The following is a 17,614-nucleotide window of genomic DNA, read 5'->3' as shown; positions in this document are numbered from 1 at the left end:
TATAGTCCGGCAGACTCATTATTTGTTTTCAAGGTTATAAACTTCAGAAAGTATTTCTGCATCCATTTCGCTTAAGGTTATCTCTCTTCTTTCCATAACACGTCTTGCCACTTCCAACGCCTTGTCAATTTTATAGTTTTCAAATCCTTTACTTCCACCCCATGTAAAAGAGGGAACGAAGTTGCGGGGAAATCCGGTGCCAAATATATTTGCAAATACCCCCACTACAGTTCCGGTATTAAACATCGTATTAATACTGCATTTAGAGTGATCACCCATGATCAGGCCACAAAACTGCAGCTCTGTGTTCTCGAATCTTTTTTCAACGTAACTATATAATTTCACAAACGTGTAATCATTCCTGAGATTCGAATTATTTGTACCCGCACCGAAATTACACCACTCGCCAACTACAGCATTTCCAAGATAACCATCATGTGCCTTATTAGAATTGGCAATCATAATTACATTATTAAGCTCGCCGCCTACCTTACAATTGGGACCTATTGAAGTAGGGGCATATATCTTAGAACCCATTTTCACAACTCCTTCCTCACCTAATGAAAAAGGTCCCCGTATCATTGCGCCTTCCATTACTTCTGCATTCCTACCAATATAAATAGGACCCTGGGACGCATTTAAATATGCAAATTCAACAGATGCACCCTCCTCTATAAAAATGTGATGCCGGTTAGTAATCTTATTAGACTCGTAAAGAGCTGCGGATCTCCTTTTGTATGTAATTAATTTAAAATCATCTCTTAATGCTTCACCATTTTTTGTAAAAATATCAGTGAGCTTGCGGATGCTTCTTATGGCAGATACAGGGGGCGCAATTTTACAGTCTCTGATAATTTCTGTAGTATTCAAGCTATTACCTGTTATATCAAACGATGCAATGCATGCGGCTACAAGGAGGTCATTTTCTGCAATTGCCTCGCCTTGTTGCAAAGCCAGAACCTGTGCCACCAGACGTGGATCCGGTAAAACTGATCCGTTAATTAACCAGTTAGAATCTTTGAGTATTAGGGGAAATTTCTTTCGGAGATATTGCTGCGAAAGGTATGAAGGCCTGCTGTTCAACGATCGCTGCCACTTCTCGCGGATGGTAAGAATGCCCAGGCGGATTTCAGGAACTGGTCTTGTAAAGGTTAAGGGTAAAAGGTGATCTCTGCAATCATCATCAAACAGAATAAAATTTTTCTCCGCCATAGAATGAATTAAAAAGCCCTGCTTTGCAGCAGGGCCTGATTATCTGTGAGATCTTAAGAATCCTTTTTGGCGTATTTCTTCTTAAACTTGTCTATACGGCCTGCCGAATCAATAAATTTCATTTTGCCCGTATAATAAGGATGAGATGTGTTGGATATTTCCAGCTTTATCAACGGATAATCTTTTCCATCTTCCCAGGTAACGGTTTCCCTGCTTGGTACGGTTGAACGGGAAATAAATGATTGACCGTTAGACATATCTTTGAAAACTACGAACCGGTAATTTTCCGGATGAATTCCTTTTTTCATTATGAAATCTTAATTTTTGAGGAGTGCAAAGATATACAAATGCTGTGTCCTGACAAATTAATGAGTTATAAACCATCTTATCTGTCATGACATCAGATCTGCTGAAATAAGCCGGATAAATTCTGCCCTTGTTTTGTCGTTTTCAAACTCGCCTGTGAATGCTGATGTAGTAGCTACAGAATTTTGTTTTTGAACACCCCGCATCATCATGCACAAGTGCTTTGCTTCTATTACTACTGCAACTCCTAAAGGTTGCAAAGTCTTCTCAATGCAATTAAGAATCTCATGTGTCAGGCGTTCCTGAACCTGCAAACGCCTTGAGAATGCATCCACCACACGTCCTAATTTGCTTAGCCCTACTATATGTCCATTAGGAATGTATGCAATGTGTGCCCTGCCAAAAAAGGGTAAAAGATGATGTTCGCACATTGAATACATTTCAATATCCTTTACAATCACCATTTCACTGTATTGCTCTTTAAACATGGCGGAACGCAATATTTCCTCAGGATTAATTTCGTAGCCCTGTGTTAAAAAATATAATGCTTTGGCTGCCCGCGTTGGAGTCTTAAGAAGACCTTCACGTTCTACATCCTCACCCACTGCTTCTATAAGACTTTTATAATTAAGCGTTATCTCTTTTAAATTTTCATCATCATAAGCTTCCACTTTTGTATAACGCTTTTCGGTTTTTCCCAATTTTTTATCAGAACGGAAATTAATGTCAGGTGAATTCATATCTGCATTTTAAACAATAATAATAACCATTTCAAATTTTAAATAGTTTAGAATCAATTCCCAAAATATTCGACATAATTGTTTTCAGTCTCAAACAGCTTAATGCTGTACATGACACATCCCTGTAAATGTGATTGAAGTTGGTCCCAAATAGCCATGGCCAGGTTTTCAGTGCTTGGAATTATTCCTTTAAGAAATTCAACTTCAAGATTGAGGTTTTTATGATCAAGGCGATCAATTACCACTCTGTTAATTATTTTACTTAAATCCTGGAGGTTTAAGATCATTCCTGTTTCAATATTTGGAATGCCACATACTGTTATATAAAGGTTATAATTGTGTCCATGAAAATTTTTATTAGAACATTTTCCAAATATTTTTTCATTTTGCTCATCACTCCATGCAGGGTTAAAGAGTCTGTGAGCCGCGTTAAAATGTTCCTTTCTGGTGAGATAGACCATCAGTGATAAAGCTGTGAAATTGTTTGCAAATATATAAGATCGGTTAGATTGGAGTATTTTGACTTAATTACCCTGCAAGTGCAGCGCCATGAATACTTATATTGTAGATAATGTTATGCAATGAAGCTGTTAATAGTATCTTCTACCTGGCAGGAAGTAAAGCCACTTGAATTATTTCTTCTGAAAAAGGATGAAACAAGGCTATACAATGAACATGCTATTGAATTACTTATAACAGGCGTTGGCGGAGTGACCACATCTTATCATTTAGGAAAAATACTTCCTGTTAGTAATTGGGACTTAGCCATTCAGCTCGGCATCTGCGGCAGTTTTAATCCTAATTTTCCAATAGGTTCTCCTGTAAATATTATCTCAGATTGCTTTGCAGATCTGGGAGCGCAGTCTGATGAAGTTTTTTTGGATGCATTTGAATTGGGGCTTATAGAAAAAAGCAGATTTCCATTTGAGGATGGTTGGCTTAATAATCCTCATACATTGAATTGCCAATCCGTTACCGAATTACAGCGTGTAAAAAGCATTTCAGTCAATACAGTTTCCGGCAATGACGTTTCCATAATCAAAACTGTAGGACGATATCATCCTGATGTGGAAAGCATGGAGGGAGCAGCTTTTGCATTCTGCTGCCTGTTGGAAAGCATTCCATTCCTGCAATTGCGCGCCATTTCAAATTATGTTGAAAAAAGAGATCGCACAAAATGGAATATTCCATTAGCAATTAAAAATCTGAATGATACGGCAATTAAACTTTTACAAGAATTACTAACGATAGGATCAGAACCCTGAAAGGAGATATTTTGTAATACCTATTTTTTCATGAGGTAGTAAAAATAAACCATTGTTAAAATTCCCATTAACATTATGAGCTTTATTACACTGCTGACTAAAGAATATTGCTTTTTGGAATCGGCTTTATAAAGTAAATAGCAAGCAATTCCAATTGGGACCTCGAGGGTAGTAAAAATATTAAGGACGGAAATAAAGTCGCCTCCTCTAACCTGCCTTAACTGGAGATATATGAGAAAAGACAGGATAAGGGCAGCGATGCCAAAAACAACCAGCTTAGTTTTTTTTATACCGATAGCTATGGGTAATGTCCTGCAGCCATAGTATTCATCTCCTTTTACATCTTCCATATCTTTCACCAGTTCCCGGATCATGGAAATAAGAAATGCAAACAAAAAATAAAAAAAAATGATGATAAAAATGGAATATGCTGCAGCGTTAATTGCGGGACTTTCAGGATAAAATAATTGACGCTCATATAAGACAACTATCAGGATTACCATAGCCGTTAACAGTGAGATCATAATATTACCTATCAGCATCCTGCGCTTGTAGCTTGTTGAATAAAACCAAAGCAATCCTGCAATAGTAGCGTGAATAAAGCCCAGCTTTACGTTATGGGCGCGATGGGCCGCGTATAAGGAAAGTAACACTCCAACCCCGGTAAATAACTGATGAAGCACCATAGCAGTTCTTCTTCGTATAGTCCGGTCAATAAATATACGCTCTGGTTTGTTTATTACGTCGATCCTGACATCGAAATAGTCATTGATTATATATCCAGCTGCTGCAATCAACACTGTTGAAAATACAAACAGGAAAAAAGTAAAAGGGTTTAAGGTAGGAACGGCGTTTGCCTGTGCCAATATCGGAACAATGATCGTATACTGGACCAAGTATTGGCTTAATGCTATATATAACAAATTAACATACCGGATGAGACGTAAAAAGGATATGATTTTTTTCATACAGAAGAAAACAGTCACAAAACATGAACCGAAGCTCGTTTTTAATTAAATCCATTTATCCTGGAGCTTCATTACTTTCTCTAATATATCCCGCACACAACCCTTTCCACCATTATAAGGCGATATGTATTTTGATATCGCGATAATCTCAGGAGCTGCATCCTGCGGGCAACATGTAACCCCGCAAAGCTGCATCACTTCCAGATCCGGTATATCATCACCTATGTACATTGTTTTGGACAGATCAATATTTAACGCATTGATAATTTGCAGCAATGCAGATTTCTTATCCTGAACGTTTGCCAGCACATATAAAATACCCAATCCATTTAATCTTTGTACTACACCCGGAGAATTTGCACCGGTGATCACAATTACAAGAAATCCTTTTTTAACGGCAAGCTGCAAGGCATATCCGTCGCGGATATTCATTGTCCTTAATTGATCGAAGGAGTTGGTAATAAGCAGAGAACCATCAGTAAGCACGCCATCTACGTCAAGAATAAAAGCGGCTACGGAGCGAAATAATTCAAAATAAGGAACCTGTAAATCGGATTTTTCTTCTAACATTAAACTAACGTGAACCTCTATTAGTAAAATAAAATAAATGCGAAAGGTAATGACAACTGAGCAATTCAGAGGCTGACCTGGATGTGGTTAATAATTACTCTTAATCATTCCTGGTTTGAATATCTGTCGTCATTAGCCGGTATAAATTCATTAATTGCTCATCATGATTTAAAAATTCAAGATGCCTGTTAATGGTATCCTCATCATTACGGGCAGCAGGTCCGGTTTGTACCTCATTTGGGTTATGGGTTTCAATCTTTCTGATAGTTTCCCGAATTAAAGGCTTCAGAATATCAAATGAAAGGTTGTTTTTCATAAGTATTTCTTGTGCTATAGAAAATAAATGGTTCGAAAAATTATTGGCAAATACAGCTGCCACATGAATGGCTAATCTCTTGTCATCATTTATTTCAACAACTGTTTTGCTTAGCAGATGTGCTAACTTTTTTAATACTTCCAGGGTTGGTTTATTGGCTGCATCGAAACAGATGGGAATCGCTGAAAAATCAAGCGATATATTCTTGGATATTGTTTGCAGGGGATAAAATACTCCATAATTTTTGGTTACAGAACTCAAGATATCCATAGGAATACTCGCAGAAGTATGGGCCACAATTTTATCAGGTAAAAATAACTTAGGTATAATTTCTTTTATTGCATCATCTTTTACCGCAATCAAATAGATATCTCCGTCCTGTTCAATTTCCGAAATCTTTTTTGTGAAGGGAATATCCCTTAGTGTACTATTCCACGTTGCTGAAAGATGACGGCTGAAAACCTGTAAAATATGCTGCCCATTGTTCCTGAGATGGCACGCAAGCTGAAACCCTACATTCCCTGCACCGAGCATCACAATACGGTATTTTTTCATTTATTAAGGTTATTTTTATCATTAAGCCTTAAAAAATCAGTCATCAGTGCCAGCCATATGGATTTCAGTATTATAATATGTTAACCGACAACCTTAGTATTCATATTTTTCTTTCCAGCGTCTTTTTAAAAATTCGCGTAACTCGTTTTCGCGCTGATTATTCCCTGGATTATAAAATTTCTTACCCCTTATTTTTTCAGGGAGAAACTCCAGGTCTGCAAAATTATTTTCAAAGGAATGGGCGTATCGATAATCCTTACCGTAATGTAATTGCTTCATCAATTTTGTAGGAGCGTTCCTAAGGTGCAGGGGAACCGGAAGATCACCCTGATCCTTTGCAGCAGACAGAGCTTGCTGAATGGCTTCATAAGATGCATTACTTTTTGGTGAGGTGGCAAGATAAATAGCAGTTTGAGATAAGATTAGTGTACACTCAGGATATCCTATTACATCAATTGCCTGAAAACAGCTATTTGCTAAAACGAGAGCGGTGGGGTTAGCATTTCCAATATCCTCTGATGCAAGAATTAGCATTCTCCTGGCAATAAATTTAGGATCTTCTCTACCTTCCACCATTCTTGCCAGCCAGTAAACAGCAGCATTAGGATCACTTCCACGCATTGATTTGATGAAGGCCGAAATAATATCGTAGTGCTGCTCTCCACTTTTATCGTACAAAGCAATTTTCTGCATGGCAATTGAAGTCACCAATTCATCAGTAACAATAACTTCTTTTTTAGGAACTGTATCTGAAACCAGTTCAAAAAGATTCAAAAGCTTTCTGGCGTCCCCGCCGCTTAAACGGAGCAGCGCTTCGCTTTCTGCAATCGTTATTTTTTTTTGCTTCAAAAATTCATCTTCTTCAATCGCATGGTTAAGCAGATGCAGCAGATCAGTCTTTTCCAAAGGTTCCATTACATATACCTGGCATCTGGAAAGCAAAGGTGAGATTACCTCAAAAGACGGATTTTCTGTGGTGGCACCAATTAAGGTAACAATTCCTTTTTCCACTGCTCCCAATAAAGAGTCCTGCTGCCCTTTGTTGAAGCGATGAATTTCATCAATAAATAAAATGGCCTTACCCGATTTCCGTGCAAGCTCAATTACCTCGCGGACATCTTTTACACCAGAATTAACAGCACTCAGCGTAAAAAAAAGTTGTGTTAATTCATACGAAATAATATGGGCAAGAGTAGTTTTCCCTACTCCGGGCGGGCCCCAGAGAATCATGGAAGGAATTTGCTTTTTTTCAATCAGGTTTCGCAACACTTGCCCCTCCCCTAATAAATGCTGTTGCCCAATAAATCCATCCAGCGTTTTAGGCCGCATGCGTTCCGCTAAAGGAATTTCCTTATTCATTTAATTACTAATCATTGTGAAAAATACAATTTTATGGAGATGCTTTATAAACAAAGGCTGTGCACAGTATTTTTTAACTGTAGTATCAAGCTTGACTACTTGTAATTATTTTTGCTCTAATCTTTAACTATTGTATAAGCTTGTTTTTAAGCCATTTTTTTTTCTTTTCCCCCCCGAAGAGGCGCATTATTTAGCTATTAATCTTTTAGAATTTATTATTCGTATTCCTGGTGTAAAATGGCTGATGAAACAAAGCTTTCAGTCTTCCGCCCTTTCCCTGCAAAGAGATCTTATAGGATTACACTTTTCAAATCCTGTTGGGCTGGCCGCAGGTTTTGATAAAGATGCAAGGCACCTGGAAGCATTAAGTCTTTTAGGATTTGGGTTTATTGAGATCGGAACGGTGACTCCACTTCCTCAGCCTGGCAATGAACCCCCGCGCTCTTTTCGGTTGCCTAAGGACGAAGGGCTTATTAATAGGATGGGATTTAATAACGAGGGCGTTCATGTGGTTGCTTTAAGGCTGAAAAAATGGAAGAGTTTTAGTAAAACCCCGTTGATTATAGGCGTGAACATTGGAAAAAATAAAAATACACCGCCTGAAAACGTGATAAGGGATTACGAAATTTGTTTTCATGAATTATTTGATGTGGTTGATTATTTCACCGTGAATGTAAGTTCACCAAATACACTCGGGTTACGGGAATTGCAGGAAAAAGAACCCCTTAAAAAACTTTTAACCCGTTTACAGGAAATAAATAATGAGAAACAATTCCCAAAACCCATTCTGTTAAAAATAGCACCCGATCTTCCCAATAGCCAGATTGATGATATTATAGAAATAATCCTGGAGACTAAAATTGCAGGTATTATTGCAACGAATACTACTATATCGAGAGAACATTTAATTACTTCACAGGAAGAAATACATAAAATTGGAAACGGCGGTTTGAGCGGTAAACCCCTGAGTAAAATATCAACACATTTCACCAGATATATTGCTGAAAAGGCTAAAAAGCGATTCCTGATTATAAGTGTTGGTGGCATCCATTCTGCTAACGATGCAGCAATGAAACTGGAGGCTGGAGCAGATCTGGTTCAAATATATACGGGTATGATATATGAAGGTCCCGGACTGATTCAAAAAATCAATAAATCTTTAGCAAAGAAAATTACCTGAAATTACTTTGGCTCATTTAAAGAGAACACATATTGTATCACGTTAGAACCCATTTGCAGGGCCTGCAGGCGGATATTTTCAGGATCATTATGCACATCATCCCAGCCATCGCCGAGATCACATTCATAATCATAAAAGACTATCAGACGTCCTTCATAAAATAATCCAAATCCCTGGGGAGGTTTTTTATCATGTTCATGGATCTTGGGCAACCCATTTGGAAAATTGTATTTCTGATGGTAAACGGGATGAGAAAAAGGGATTTCTGTAAAATCCAGCTCGGGAAAAATTTTTTTAAATGCCGGTCTTACATAAGGATCCATTCCGTAATCATCATTTACTATTATAAATCCTCCGCCAATTAAATAATTTCGAAGGTTCTCTGCATCTTCATTGGTAAAGACCACATTTCCGTGTCCTGTCATATACACAAAAGGATAATTAAAAAGGTCGGGGCTGCCAGGTTCTACAGTAGCATGATCCGGATCGAAATTGGTACCGAGATTTTTATTACAGAAGGCAGCAAGATTCTTTAATGAATTTACATCATTGTACCAATCACCTCCTCCACTGTATTTCATCAAGGCTAGCTTTATTGTGGGCACAGGTGAAAATGAAATGAAAAGAAAGGAAACCAGCGGTATTATAATAAAAAGTAAAAGAGGTATTGAGCAATTTTTTAAAAACTTCTTCATTATTGTAAATATTCTAGTTAAACGAGTTCAGCATTTGAAAAGTGTGAACTGCCACTATACCTGCTGTTTCTGTTCGCAACCGTGCATTTCCCAGACTTACACTGACATAACCGTTTTTTTCCGCATCCTCAATTTCATCATTAGAAAAATCTCCTTCCGGACCGATTAAAATAATGGCATCCTGATTAAGCTGCATAATATTTTTTAACAACGGTAGTGTATGGTGCTGGCAATGACAGATGTATTTATTCTGATTTGAAAATGGAATTTTGAAAAATTCAGTACACTTCGTAAGGGTGTTTAAAGTGGGAAGCCAATGACGCAACGATTGCTTCATAGCTGAGATTGCAATTTTCTGAAATCGTTCTTCCTTTACATTTTTTCGCTCTGATCGTTTGCAGGTTAGTAGTGTAATCTGATTAACTCCTATCTCAACGGCTTTTTCTAAAAACCATTCAAGCCGATCTATGTTTTTAGTTGGAGAAATTGCAATGTGTACCAATGGCTTTTTTAAAATTTCAATTTCTACAACCTGTGTAACTTCCAGGATACATTGGTTTTGATCCGCCTGCAAAATAATTGCTTTATATTTTGCGCCCTTACCGTCGGTAGCTAATATTATATCACCGGCCTGGTGGCGCAATACTTTTATGCAATGGAACGATTCTTCCTTATCAAAATAAAGGTGATGGCCCTCTTTTAAAAAAGCGTAGAACAATTCCAAAGGTCAGGTAAATTTATTTTGTTGCTTCGCTCATTATTTTTGGAGCGGCTGCCAGGGTTTCAGGCTTTGCTGTTGCTGCAAACTTTTCAAAGTTTTTAATAAATTGATTTGCCAGCGAATTTGTTTGCTCATCATATTCATTCTTATCTGCCCACGTATTGCGCGGGTTCAGGATTTGATCCGGCACATTAGGACATGAGGTAGGATATGCCAAACCAAAAACAGAGTGAACTTCATAATTTAACTTTTCCAGATCTCCTTTTAGGGCCTCAGTAATCATAGCTCTGGTGAAAGACAGTTTCATTCTGGAACCTATGCCGTAAGGTCCACCTGTCCAGCCGGTATTTACAAGCCATACATTTGCATTGTGCTTTTGCATTCTTTCCGCAAGCATCCCTGCATATTTATTAGGATTTAATGGTAAAAATGGAGACCCAAAACACGTAGAAAAAGCAATTTTTGGTTCTGTAATACCTGCTTCTGTACCGGCAACCTTTGCAGTATAACCACTCAAAAACCAATACATAACCTGGCCGGGCGTGAGCTTTGAAATAGGTGGTAAAACACCAAAGGCATCACAGGTGAGAAAAAAAATATTTTTAGGATGCCCACCTACCGACGGCTTTACCGCATTATCAATAAACTCAATTGGATAGGATACACGTGTATTTTCTGTTACAGAAATATCATCGTAATTAACTCTGTTGGTACCGGGATAAAAACGGATATTCTCCAGTAATGCTCCCCGCCGGATTGCATGATAGATCTGCGGTTCTTTTTCTTCAGTGAGATTTACACATTTAGCGTAGCATCCGCCTTCAAAATTAAATATACCCTCATCACTCCACCCATGCTCATCATCTCCTATCAAACCCCTTTCAGGATCTGCACTTAAAGTGGTTTTTCCTGTTCCTGATAATCCAAAGAAAATGGCAGTATCCCTTTCTTTACCAATGTTTGCCGAACAATGCATTGACAGGACATTGCGATCCTGAGGCAGGATGTAATTTAAAACCGTAAAAATCCCTTTTTTTATTTCCCCGGTATATGCAGTGCCGCCAATGAGAATTATTTTCCGGGTAAAGTTAAGGATCGCAAAATTTCCTGACCGGATACCATAACGTTTCGGATCTGTCTTATAAAAAGGGGCATGAATAATTAACCAGTCAGGCTGAATGGATTCCAATTCATTTTGTGAAGGACGTAAAAAAAGATTTCCTGTAAATAAAGCAGCCCATGGTAATTCAGATATCACCCTCACATTTAGACGATACTTGGGATCGGCGCAGGCATAAGCGTCTTTAACATAGACTTCCTTTTCTTGAAAATACATTAATAATTCCTGGAGAAGTGGTTCAAAATTCTGTTCAGTAAAAGGTTGATTCACTTCTCCCCAGTATACCGTTTCCTCTGTCACTGCATCCTTAACAATATATTTATCTTTCGGAGCCCGTCCCGTAAATTCTCCTGTATCGATGGTAAGTGCATTGCTGTCTGTTAATTGCCCGAGGTCTTTCTCAATTGTCCGGTCAATCAGCTCATCCTGGCTCCAGTTCCAATTCACGGTTTTTAAATTCTTAAAACCATACTTCGATAAACCTTCTTTATAATTAGCTGCTGCAGTTTCCGGCATCGGTTAAATTTTGGTTAAGAAATGTGATACACAAATATAGAATACTAAGTGTTACTTTATAAAAAAAGGATAAGGATTTTTGAATCTCCTTGATGATAAGGAAAGGGGTTCTTTTTTGAATATCTAAGAAATAAAAAAGGTTTCCGGCAGCAAACCGGAAACCTTAATAATCGTTTTTTATTAAAATTTTATTTTCCTGAACTATACATCTGAGCAATCTCAGCGTCAGTTATAACCTTATGATATATACGAACATCATCTAATAATCCTTTAAAGTGATTGGCATTCGGGCTGGCATAATTTCCGAAAGGTGTATCATTCCAGAATGTAGTAGTTCTATCTGCCGCAAAACCAAAAACGAAATCGGTACCCAAATCCGTTGCATTCGGTTCAAATTCTAAACCGGTAGCTGTTTGTAATGGGTCACCTGCGGGCCATAAGTGTAAATCATCTGTTTCCGTTAATGCGCCATTAACATACATCTTACGTATTTCAGTACTAGCGTCAAAAGTGATAACTATATTCGCCCATTTCCCTACCAACAGCCCGGTGAAACCCCCTTGAGAAGATAAATCGGCCTCAGATAAGATACCTTGCCATCCACCATGTGATGCATCCTCTCCATTGCCATCTACATAAAAATCATTTGCTACTGTAGGAGTTGGTGCTCCCGTAACTGCATAGGAAGCTCCAAACTTACAGAAATTAAAAGTAGCCCCGCATTCTATTTCAAATCCCCTGAAAAAACCAGCTCCCATAACAAAATTCCCTTTCAAAAAAGGAATACTATCAGAAGAACGATGACCTAATGTATCACCATTGATCCAAAAGCTTAAGGTGAAAGTACTGGTATTCTCAAGAGCCGGTCCGCCGGGTATTTCAATAATACTGGTACTGCCATCAAAGGACGCTGCCTGGCCTGCAGTGGTATTTCTTCCTGCCACATAATTGACAGCAATGGATGCAGAAGCATTATATCCGTTTCCACTGGCGTCATTTGCGTTTCCTTCGAAGTTCCAATAAGCTACTTCTCCTACAGGTGCATATGCACCTAACGTAGTAAAAGTTCTTGTGGTTTGCACAAAGGATACTCCATCGGTAGATTTTATTCCAGCTCCAAGGGTCAGCGTATAAAGATTACCACTTCCCAAGTTTGTGGAAGGAGTAATCCTGATAGTATTTCCCGTGGTAGAAGTAGATGTTGCAATAGTGGAATCATCCGATTGGCGGATGAGAGTTATATTTGACGAATTAACTGTTGAAGCATCTACATTAGTTGAAAAAGTAACAATAAATATTGAATTTGGATCTACTCCGGTAGCACTTGATGAACCATTAAGATCCGTACCATTTGCAGTGATGCCAGTAAGTGTAAATTCTGCTGTATTGTTATTATCTTTTTTACAGCTCATAATGGCAGTGAGAACGATTGCCATCGCCACCATAGTAATTAAACTCCATTTCTGTTTTTTCATTTTGATTTTTCTGATTTAGATTAAAAATTGGGTTGTTATGAAATTAATTGATGTTACCATCCCGGATTTTGCTCCAGGGTTCCTTGAGAAATATCTATTTCAATTTGAGGTATTGGAAATAATTCATTTTTTCCTGCCATAAATCCTAAGTTTCCTAATACCTGAGCAGCCTTATTGGTTCGCACTAAATCCCAAAAACGATGTCCTTCCATTGCCAGTTCATATCTTCGCTCATTAATAATAATATCCCGCAACAAATCTTTATTGGTTTCAGTAATATCCGGTAAATTGCTTGTATTACTCCCGCGAGCCCTGGCCCTAACTTCGTTCAGGTATGTTAAAGCCTGTGATGAATTTCCGGTTTCATTTAACGCCTCAGCAGCCATCAAAAGTACATCAGCATATCGAATAAGTTTTCGATTATCTCCCCAGGTAGCCGTAGTGCCGGAGCTTGGTACAAATACTTTTTGATTATAGCATTCAATTTCTTTGACTGTTGTTTGAGTCTGATCAGTGTAAGTTACATCGGGGGTACTCCCGTCCCCAAGAATTGTGATTCCATCCAGCACTTCATTAAGAAAAATAATTGTGGCATCTTTACGCGGATCATCGGGCGAAAATGAATTCATAAGGTCAATTGACGGACGATTAAATCCCCACCCAAGATTAGGAGAGCCACGAACGCCCTGGGTATTCGCATACTGATTACCCCCTTTTTCAGGACCTTCCTGCCCAATTGCTCCTACCTCAAAAACAGATTCATTGTTGAACTGTCCTTCAATGGAAAAAATATGTGAAAAATCTGGGTCAAGAGAATATAATCCTGAATTAATTACAGCCTGACTGTAATTAACAGCGTTTGTAAAATCATTTTCAAACATATATACTTTGGCAAGCATTGACTGAGCTGAACCTTTGGTTGCTCTTCCTATATCTGGCGGGCTGTACTGAGTTTTATCAAAAAGGTGGTCGATGGCAAACAATAGATCCGCTTCAATAAGGGAGTATGTTTCTTCTCTGGAGGAGCGGGCAAGGGTTAAAGGAGGAGTTATAGAAGTAATTAATGGGACACCGCCCCAGGCTCTTACCAAATCGAAGTAATATAACGCTCTTAAAAATTTCGCTTCAGCGATGTACCTGTTTTTTAACCCCTCGTCCATCTGTATAGCCGGAACTTTCTCTATTACAACGTTTGCACGCTTAATACCTTCATACAATGCGTTCCACCATCTGTCGAGACCGTCCTGGCTTGTTGTGATTGTAAAATTATCATAAGGGCCAATGGTTGAAGCCTGATCCGACGGATTACTGCCTTTATTAGCATCATCACTCATGATATCAAGAATAGGATATCCTCCCGAATTGAAATACCAGTTCCGCAGGGTATTGTACACCGCATTGGTTGCCAGCAATGCTTCATCGGCATTCTCGGGAAAATTCTGTTGTGTTAAATTTCCCTGAGGCACCTTATCGAGAAAACTGTTACATCCCAGTGGTAACAAAGTTAAAAGAAAAAGGCCTGTTTTTAAAAAGTATGTCAGTAACTGTCTCATCTTAGCTTTTCTGCTTAATTAAAATGTAAAGTTAACACCAATAGAGTAAATTGAAGTTACGGGATAACCCCCAAAGTCAATACCGCTGGAAAGGACGTCTTCAGTTGCCACTTCAGGTGAATAGCCGGTGAATTTTGTAATCGTGAAGATATTTGTTCCGCGCAGGTATATTCTTGTTTCTCTCATTTTTATCTTTTCAGAAATCGTTTTCGGAAGGGTAAATCCCAAAGTTGCAGTCCTTAAACGAAGAAAAGAGCCATCCTGGATAAACCTGGTAGAAGGATCGTAATTAATGCCGCCGGAGGAAGGCCTCGGCTCATAATTGCTTGTACCCTCTCCGTGCCAGTAATTGGCTGAATGCTGTTCAAAATTATAGAGGTCAGGCCTTACGGCTTCCTTTGCATTATAAATTTTATTCCCGGCCTGGCCCTGGAAATCTAAGGATAATGTAAATCCATAATAAGAACCTTCCAGGCTAAATCCATAAATAAAGGTAGGTATGGGTGAACCTATAAAGGTGCGGTCAGCACTATTTATGACCCCGTCATTGTTCAAATCAACGTACTTCAGATCGCCTACTCCTGCTAATGCCTGGTGAGGGTAAGAGCTTAATTCACCTTCATTCTGAAATATTCCATTCACTTCATAACCATAGAAAGCTCCAATAGGATGACCTATACTGCTTAAAGTTACCGTTTGGCCATTCCCTAAATTTCCTCCAATTAATACAGAATCTACACCGCTATTTCCTCCTATCGTTATTACTTCATTATGAACCGTTGAACCCAATGCTCCAACTCTGTAATGGAATCCGCCAAGGTCGTTGCTATAGCCTATCGTAAATTCAAATCCCCTGTTCAGAACTGATCCCGCATTATAACGAACCTTAACTCCCTCCCCATTGCCAAAATAACCAGGGGTTGATAATTCAACCAGAATATCATCAGTAACGCGATGATAATAATCAAATTCGGTAGTAAGGTGGTTTTGAAGCAAGCCGATCTCCAGTCCAATATCAGTTTGCTTCGTGCTTTCCCATTTTAAATCGGGATTGCCTGTTTTGCCAAAAGTAGAACCAGGTAAGAGTATTTCATTAGTTCCGAATACTGCACCAATGCCATTAGATACTAAAGCATATTGATCCAAATAACTGATTTTTTCATTTCCAATAATTCCCCAGCTGGCACGCAATTTTAAATTTGTGATCACTGGAATAGTTTTCATGAACTCTTCATTTATGATGTTCCAGCCTGCAGCAAATGACGGAAACATGCCATATCGGTTACCATTCAAAAATTTTGAAGAGCCATCCCTGCGATAGGTTGCTGTTAAAAGGTATTTATTGTGATAGCTGTAATTTATTCTGAAAAGATATGAAATCAGGGAGTAGTTTAAATTAGGATCAACGCCGTTATTAATGGAAGTAGGTACTATGTTATCTGCATTCAGATACCAGAGGTTTTTGGTACCTCCTAAGATATTTTGACCAGAAGCACTAATGAACTCCGATGAGGAATTTTGCGTGGTATATCCTGCCAATACATCCACTGAATGAATGCCAAAGCTCTTCTTGTAGTTAAGAGTGTTTTCCCAGAGCCAGGTGAGACTGTGGGAATTTCCAACAAAAAGATCATTTATCTCATTTTGCTGCTGAGGAGATACAAAAAATACAGGTGTAAACGTCCTATTTTCATGGTAATTTACATCTACTCCAAAGCTGCTGTGGAAGGTAAATGCTTTTAAAAAATTCACATCACCAAATACATTTCCTACGGTTCTGATTCCTCTTTCAAAATCATTTGTATAGGAAATAGCTGCAAGCGGATTTCCGACGCCGGGAACTTCAGAGTAAGTACCATCAGCATTAAAGGGAGCTATCGATGGCTGCGCACGATATACAGCATAGGTTGCATCAGCAGTATTTTGCCTGTCGAATGGTGTAAAGGTGAGGTTATTTCCAACTTTAATATTCTTTGTGATGTTAAAGGAATTATTCATCTGCAGGGATAGACGCTCATAATTAGAATTTTCAATGATGCCCTGCTGATTAAAATAGCCAACAGCCACATAATAATTGCTTTTATCGGTAGCGCCCGAAACTGATAAGTGATAATTCTGCATAGGGGCTGAATGAAAAATCAGAGATTGCCAGTCGGTATTAGGGACTACATCCAGGTTATTGTAGGTACCCGGCGTAATTTGATTTACATAGTTAGCGAATTCAGCCCCATTCAGGAGATCAATTTTCTTTGCAAGGAATTGCTGACTGTATTCGGCTTCAAAGTTAATGGTTGCGGGCTGACCTGCTTTTCCTTCTTTGGTAGTAATAATTATGACTCCATTTGCTCCTCTCGAACCATATATAGCCGTTGCAGATGCGTCTTTCAAAACTTCCATGGATTGTATATCCCCAGAATTTAAGAAGGAGACATCGTCCAGTATTACGCCATCCACCACATATATTGGAGAAGAATTATTGAAAGTTCCAACACCCCTGATGCGTACTATAGGATTAGCGCCTGGCGCACCGGAAGTGCTGGTTACCTGTACACCTGAGACTTTACCCTGAAGGGCTTGCAAAGGCGATTGAGAAGTAACCTTTGTAAGATCTGCACCGCGAACCGATGAAACGGCACCTGTAAGATCACTTTTCCGTTGCGTGCCGTAACCAACCACAACAACATCGCCCAAGAGCTTTACGTCGGCTCCAAGTATTACATTCACAACATCACGGTCGTTTACCTCTACTGTTTGAGTCTCATAACCAATATAAGAAAAGAGTAATACATTTTCTCCAGGAGCTAGTTCAATGCTGTATTTTCCATCCAAATCGGAGGAAGCCCCTTTAGTAGATCCCTGAATAATAACCGTAACACCTGTTAAGGGTTCCCCATCATCCTTTGCTGTAATGGTACCCTGAACTATCTTATTTTGGGCACAAAGGGAAAAAGAAATGAAACAACCTAAAATTAGAAGTAAAGTTCTTTGCATTTATAGAGGGTTAGGTTAGGAAGTATTTCAACAAAGGTATTGTAAGCTCTATTATTTGGATTTATAAAAGAT

At 38.6% G+C, this 17,614-nt stretch carries 16 protein-coding genes; 2 read left to right on the top strand and 14 right to left on the bottom strand.

Translation table 11 applies throughout. The features are described from left to right. Positions 1 to 18: 18 nt before the first annotated feature. The 4 genes from H0W62_07760 to H0W62_07745 form a co-directional block, all read right to left on the bottom strand. Complete coding sequence (locus H0W62_07760; GenBank protein MBA3648430.1) at positions 19 to 1,212, bottom strand: GlmU family protein; 1,194 nt, start codon at positions 1,210 to 1,212, stop codon at positions 19 to 21. 53 nt (positions 1,213 to 1,265) lie between these two features. Beyond that, positions 1,266 to 1,520, bottom strand: coding sequence for a type B 50S ribosomal protein L31 (locus H0W62_07755; GenBank protein ID MBA3648429.1), 255 nt, complete (start codon positions 1,518 to 1,520; stop codon positions 1,266 to 1,268). Between the two features lie 84 nt (positions 1,521 to 1,604). Continuing rightward, positions 1,605 to 2,258: a GTP cyclohydrolase I FolE gene (folE, locus tag H0W62_07750; GenBank protein ID MBA3648428.1), complete on the bottom strand. Its 654-nt coding sequence runs from the start codon at positions 2,256 to 2,258 to the stop codon at positions 1,605 to 1,607. 53 nt (positions 2,259 to 2,311) lie between these two features. Then, positions 2,312 to 2,719: a 6-carboxytetrahydropterin synthase gene (locus tag H0W62_07745; GenBank protein MBA3648427.1), complete on the bottom strand. Its 408-nt coding sequence runs from the start codon at positions 2,717 to 2,719 to the stop codon at positions 2,312 to 2,314. Positions 2,720 to 2,839: 120 nt separating this feature from the next. On the opposite strand from H0W62_07745, the gene mqnB reads away from it, so the two are divergent. Further along, positions 2,840 to 3,523, top strand: a complete 684-nt coding sequence (mqnB, locus tag H0W62_07740) for a futalosine hydrolase (protein ID MBA3648426.1) — start codon at positions 2,840 to 2,842, stop codon at positions 3,521 to 3,523. Between the two features lie 20 nt (positions 3,524 to 3,543). Here the strand turns inward: mqnB and H0W62_07735 are convergent, their stop codons facing one another. From H0W62_07735 to H0W62_07720, 4 genes are all read right to left on the bottom strand, one after another. Next, positions 3,544 to 4,491, bottom strand: coding sequence for a geranylgeranylglycerol-phosphate geranylgeranyltransferase (locus tag H0W62_07735; GenBank protein MBA3648425.1), 948 nt, complete (start codon positions 4,489 to 4,491; stop codon positions 3,544 to 3,546). Between the two features lie 45 nt (positions 4,492 to 4,536). Then, positions 4,537 to 5,061 carry an HAD hydrolase family protein gene (locus tag H0W62_07730; protein MBA3648424.1) on the bottom strand — a complete coding sequence of 175 codons (525 nt, stop codon included), beginning with the start codon at positions 5,059 to 5,061 and terminating at the stop codon, positions 4,537 to 4,539. Between the two features lie 100 nt (positions 5,062 to 5,161). Continuing rightward, positions 5,162 to 5,932 (bottom strand): DUF2520 domain-containing protein, encoded by a 771-nt coding sequence (locus tag H0W62_07725; protein ID MBA3648423.1) that lies wholly within the window; start codon positions 5,930 to 5,932, stop codon positions 5,162 to 5,164. A gap of 93 nt (positions 5,933 to 6,025) precedes the next feature. Next, positions 6,026 to 7,291 carry a replication-associated recombination protein A gene (locus H0W62_07720; GenBank protein MBA3648422.1) on the bottom strand — a complete coding sequence of 422 codons (1,266 nt, stop codon included), beginning with the start codon at positions 7,289 to 7,291 and terminating at the stop codon, positions 6,026 to 6,028. Between the two features lie 130 nt (positions 7,292 to 7,421). On the opposite strand from H0W62_07720, the gene H0W62_07715 reads away from it, so the two are divergent. Continuing rightward, complete coding sequence (locus tag H0W62_07715; protein MBA3648421.1) at positions 7,422 to 8,471, top strand: quinone-dependent dihydroorotate dehydrogenase; 1,050 nt, start codon at positions 7,422 to 7,424, stop codon at positions 8,469 to 8,471. 2 nt (positions 8,472 to 8,473) lie between these two features. Here the strand turns inward: H0W62_07715 and H0W62_07710 are convergent, their stop codons facing one another. The 6 genes from H0W62_07710 to H0W62_07685 form a co-directional block, all read right to left on the bottom strand. Continuing rightward, positions 8,474 to 9,166, bottom strand: a complete 693-nt coding sequence (locus tag H0W62_07710) for a DUF4159 domain-containing protein (GenBank protein ID MBA3648420.1) — start codon at positions 9,164 to 9,166, stop codon at positions 8,474 to 8,476. A gap of 13 nt (positions 9,167 to 9,179) precedes the next feature. After that, positions 9,180 to 9,884, bottom strand: coding sequence for a 16S rRNA (uracil(1498)-N(3))-methyltransferase (locus H0W62_07705; protein ID MBA3648419.1), 705 nt, complete (start codon positions 9,882 to 9,884; stop codon positions 9,180 to 9,182). Positions 9,885 to 9,903: 19 nt separating this feature from the next. Then, positions 9,904 to 11,523, bottom strand: coding sequence for a phosphoenolpyruvate carboxykinase (ATP) (pckA, locus tag H0W62_07700; GenBank protein MBA3648418.1), 1,620 nt, complete (start codon positions 11,521 to 11,523; stop codon positions 9,904 to 9,906). 188 nt (positions 11,524 to 11,711) lie between these two features. Further along, entirely contained in the window at positions 11,712 to 12,998 is a 1,287-nt protein-coding gene (locus H0W62_07695; protein ID MBA3648417.1) for an Ig-like domain-containing protein, read from the bottom strand. A 53-nt stretch (positions 12,999 to 13,051) separates the two neighbouring features. Continuing rightward, positions 13,052 to 14,551, bottom strand: a complete 1,500-nt coding sequence (locus H0W62_07690; protein MBA3648416.1) for a RagB/SusD family nutrient uptake outer membrane protein — start codon at positions 14,549 to 14,551, stop codon at positions 13,052 to 13,054. An 18-nt stretch (positions 14,552 to 14,569) separates the two neighbouring features. Continuing rightward, entirely contained in the window at positions 14,570 to 17,542 is a 2,973-nt protein-coding gene (locus H0W62_07685; GenBank protein ID MBA3648415.1) for a TonB-dependent receptor, read from the bottom strand. Positions 17,543 to 17,614: the final 72 nt, after the last annotated feature.

Source organism: Chitinophagales bacterium (assembly GCA_013816805.1).
In the GTDB taxonomy this organism is placed as follows: Bacteria; Bacteroidota; Bacteroidia; order Chitinophagales; family UBA10324; genus MGR-bin340.
The sequence above is the reverse complement of the archived record's forward strand: the minus strand, read 5'-3'. Positions and strand labels throughout refer to the sequence as shown.

Excerpts from the sequence above, each read along its gene's own strand:
- H0W62_07760 (MBA3648430.1), bottom strand. The coding sequence starts at position 1,212 with ATGGCGGAGAAAAATTTTATTCTGTTTGATGATGATTGCAGAGATCAC.
- H0W62_07755 (MBA3648429.1), bottom strand. The coding sequence starts at position 1,520 with ATGAAAAAAGGAATTCATCCGGAAAATTACCGGTTCGTAGTTTTCAAA.
- folE (MBA3648428.1), bottom strand. The coding sequence starts at position 2,258 with ATGAATTCACCTGACATTAATTTCCGTTCTGATAAAAAATTGGGAAAA.
- H0W62_07745 (MBA3648427.1), bottom strand. The coding sequence starts at position 2,719 with ATGGTCTATCTCACCAGAAAGGAACATTTTAACGCGGCTCACAGACTC.
- mqnB (MBA3648426.1), top strand. The coding sequence starts at position 2,840 with ATGAAGCTGTTAATAGTATCTTCTACCTGGCAGGAAGTAAAGCCACTT.
- H0W62_07735 (MBA3648425.1), bottom strand. The coding sequence starts at position 4,491 with ATGAAAAAAATCATATCCTTTTTACGTCTCATCCGGTATGTTAATTTG.
- H0W62_07730 (MBA3648424.1), bottom strand. The coding sequence starts at position 5,061 with ATGTTAGAAGAAAAATCCGATTTACAGGTTCCTTATTTTGAATTATTT.
- H0W62_07725 (MBA3648423.1), bottom strand. The coding sequence starts at position 5,932 with ATGAAAAAATACCGTATTGTGATGCTCGGTGCAGGGAATGTAGGGTTT.
- H0W62_07720 (MBA3648422.1), bottom strand. The coding sequence starts at position 7,291 with ATGAATAAGGAAATTCCTTTAGCGGAACGCATGCGGCCTAAAACGCTG.
- H0W62_07710 (MBA3648420.1), bottom strand. The coding sequence starts at position 9,166 with ATGAAGAAGTTTTTAAAAAATTGCTCAATACCTCTTTTACTTTTTATT.
- pckA (MBA3648418.1), bottom strand. The coding sequence starts at position 11,523 with ATGCCGGAAACTGCAGCAGCTAATTATAAAGAAGGTTTATCGAAGTAT.
- H0W62_07695 (MBA3648417.1), bottom strand. The coding sequence starts at position 12,998 with ATGAAAAAACAGAAATGGAGTTTAATTACTATGGTGGCGATGGCAATC.
- H0W62_07690 (MBA3648416.1), bottom strand. The coding sequence starts at position 14,551 with ATGAGACAGTTACTGACATACTTTTTAAAAACAGGCCTTTTTCTTTTA.
- H0W62_07685 (MBA3648415.1), bottom strand. The coding sequence starts at position 17,542 with ATGCAAAGAACTTTACTTCTAATTTTAGGTTGTTTCATTTCTTTTTCC.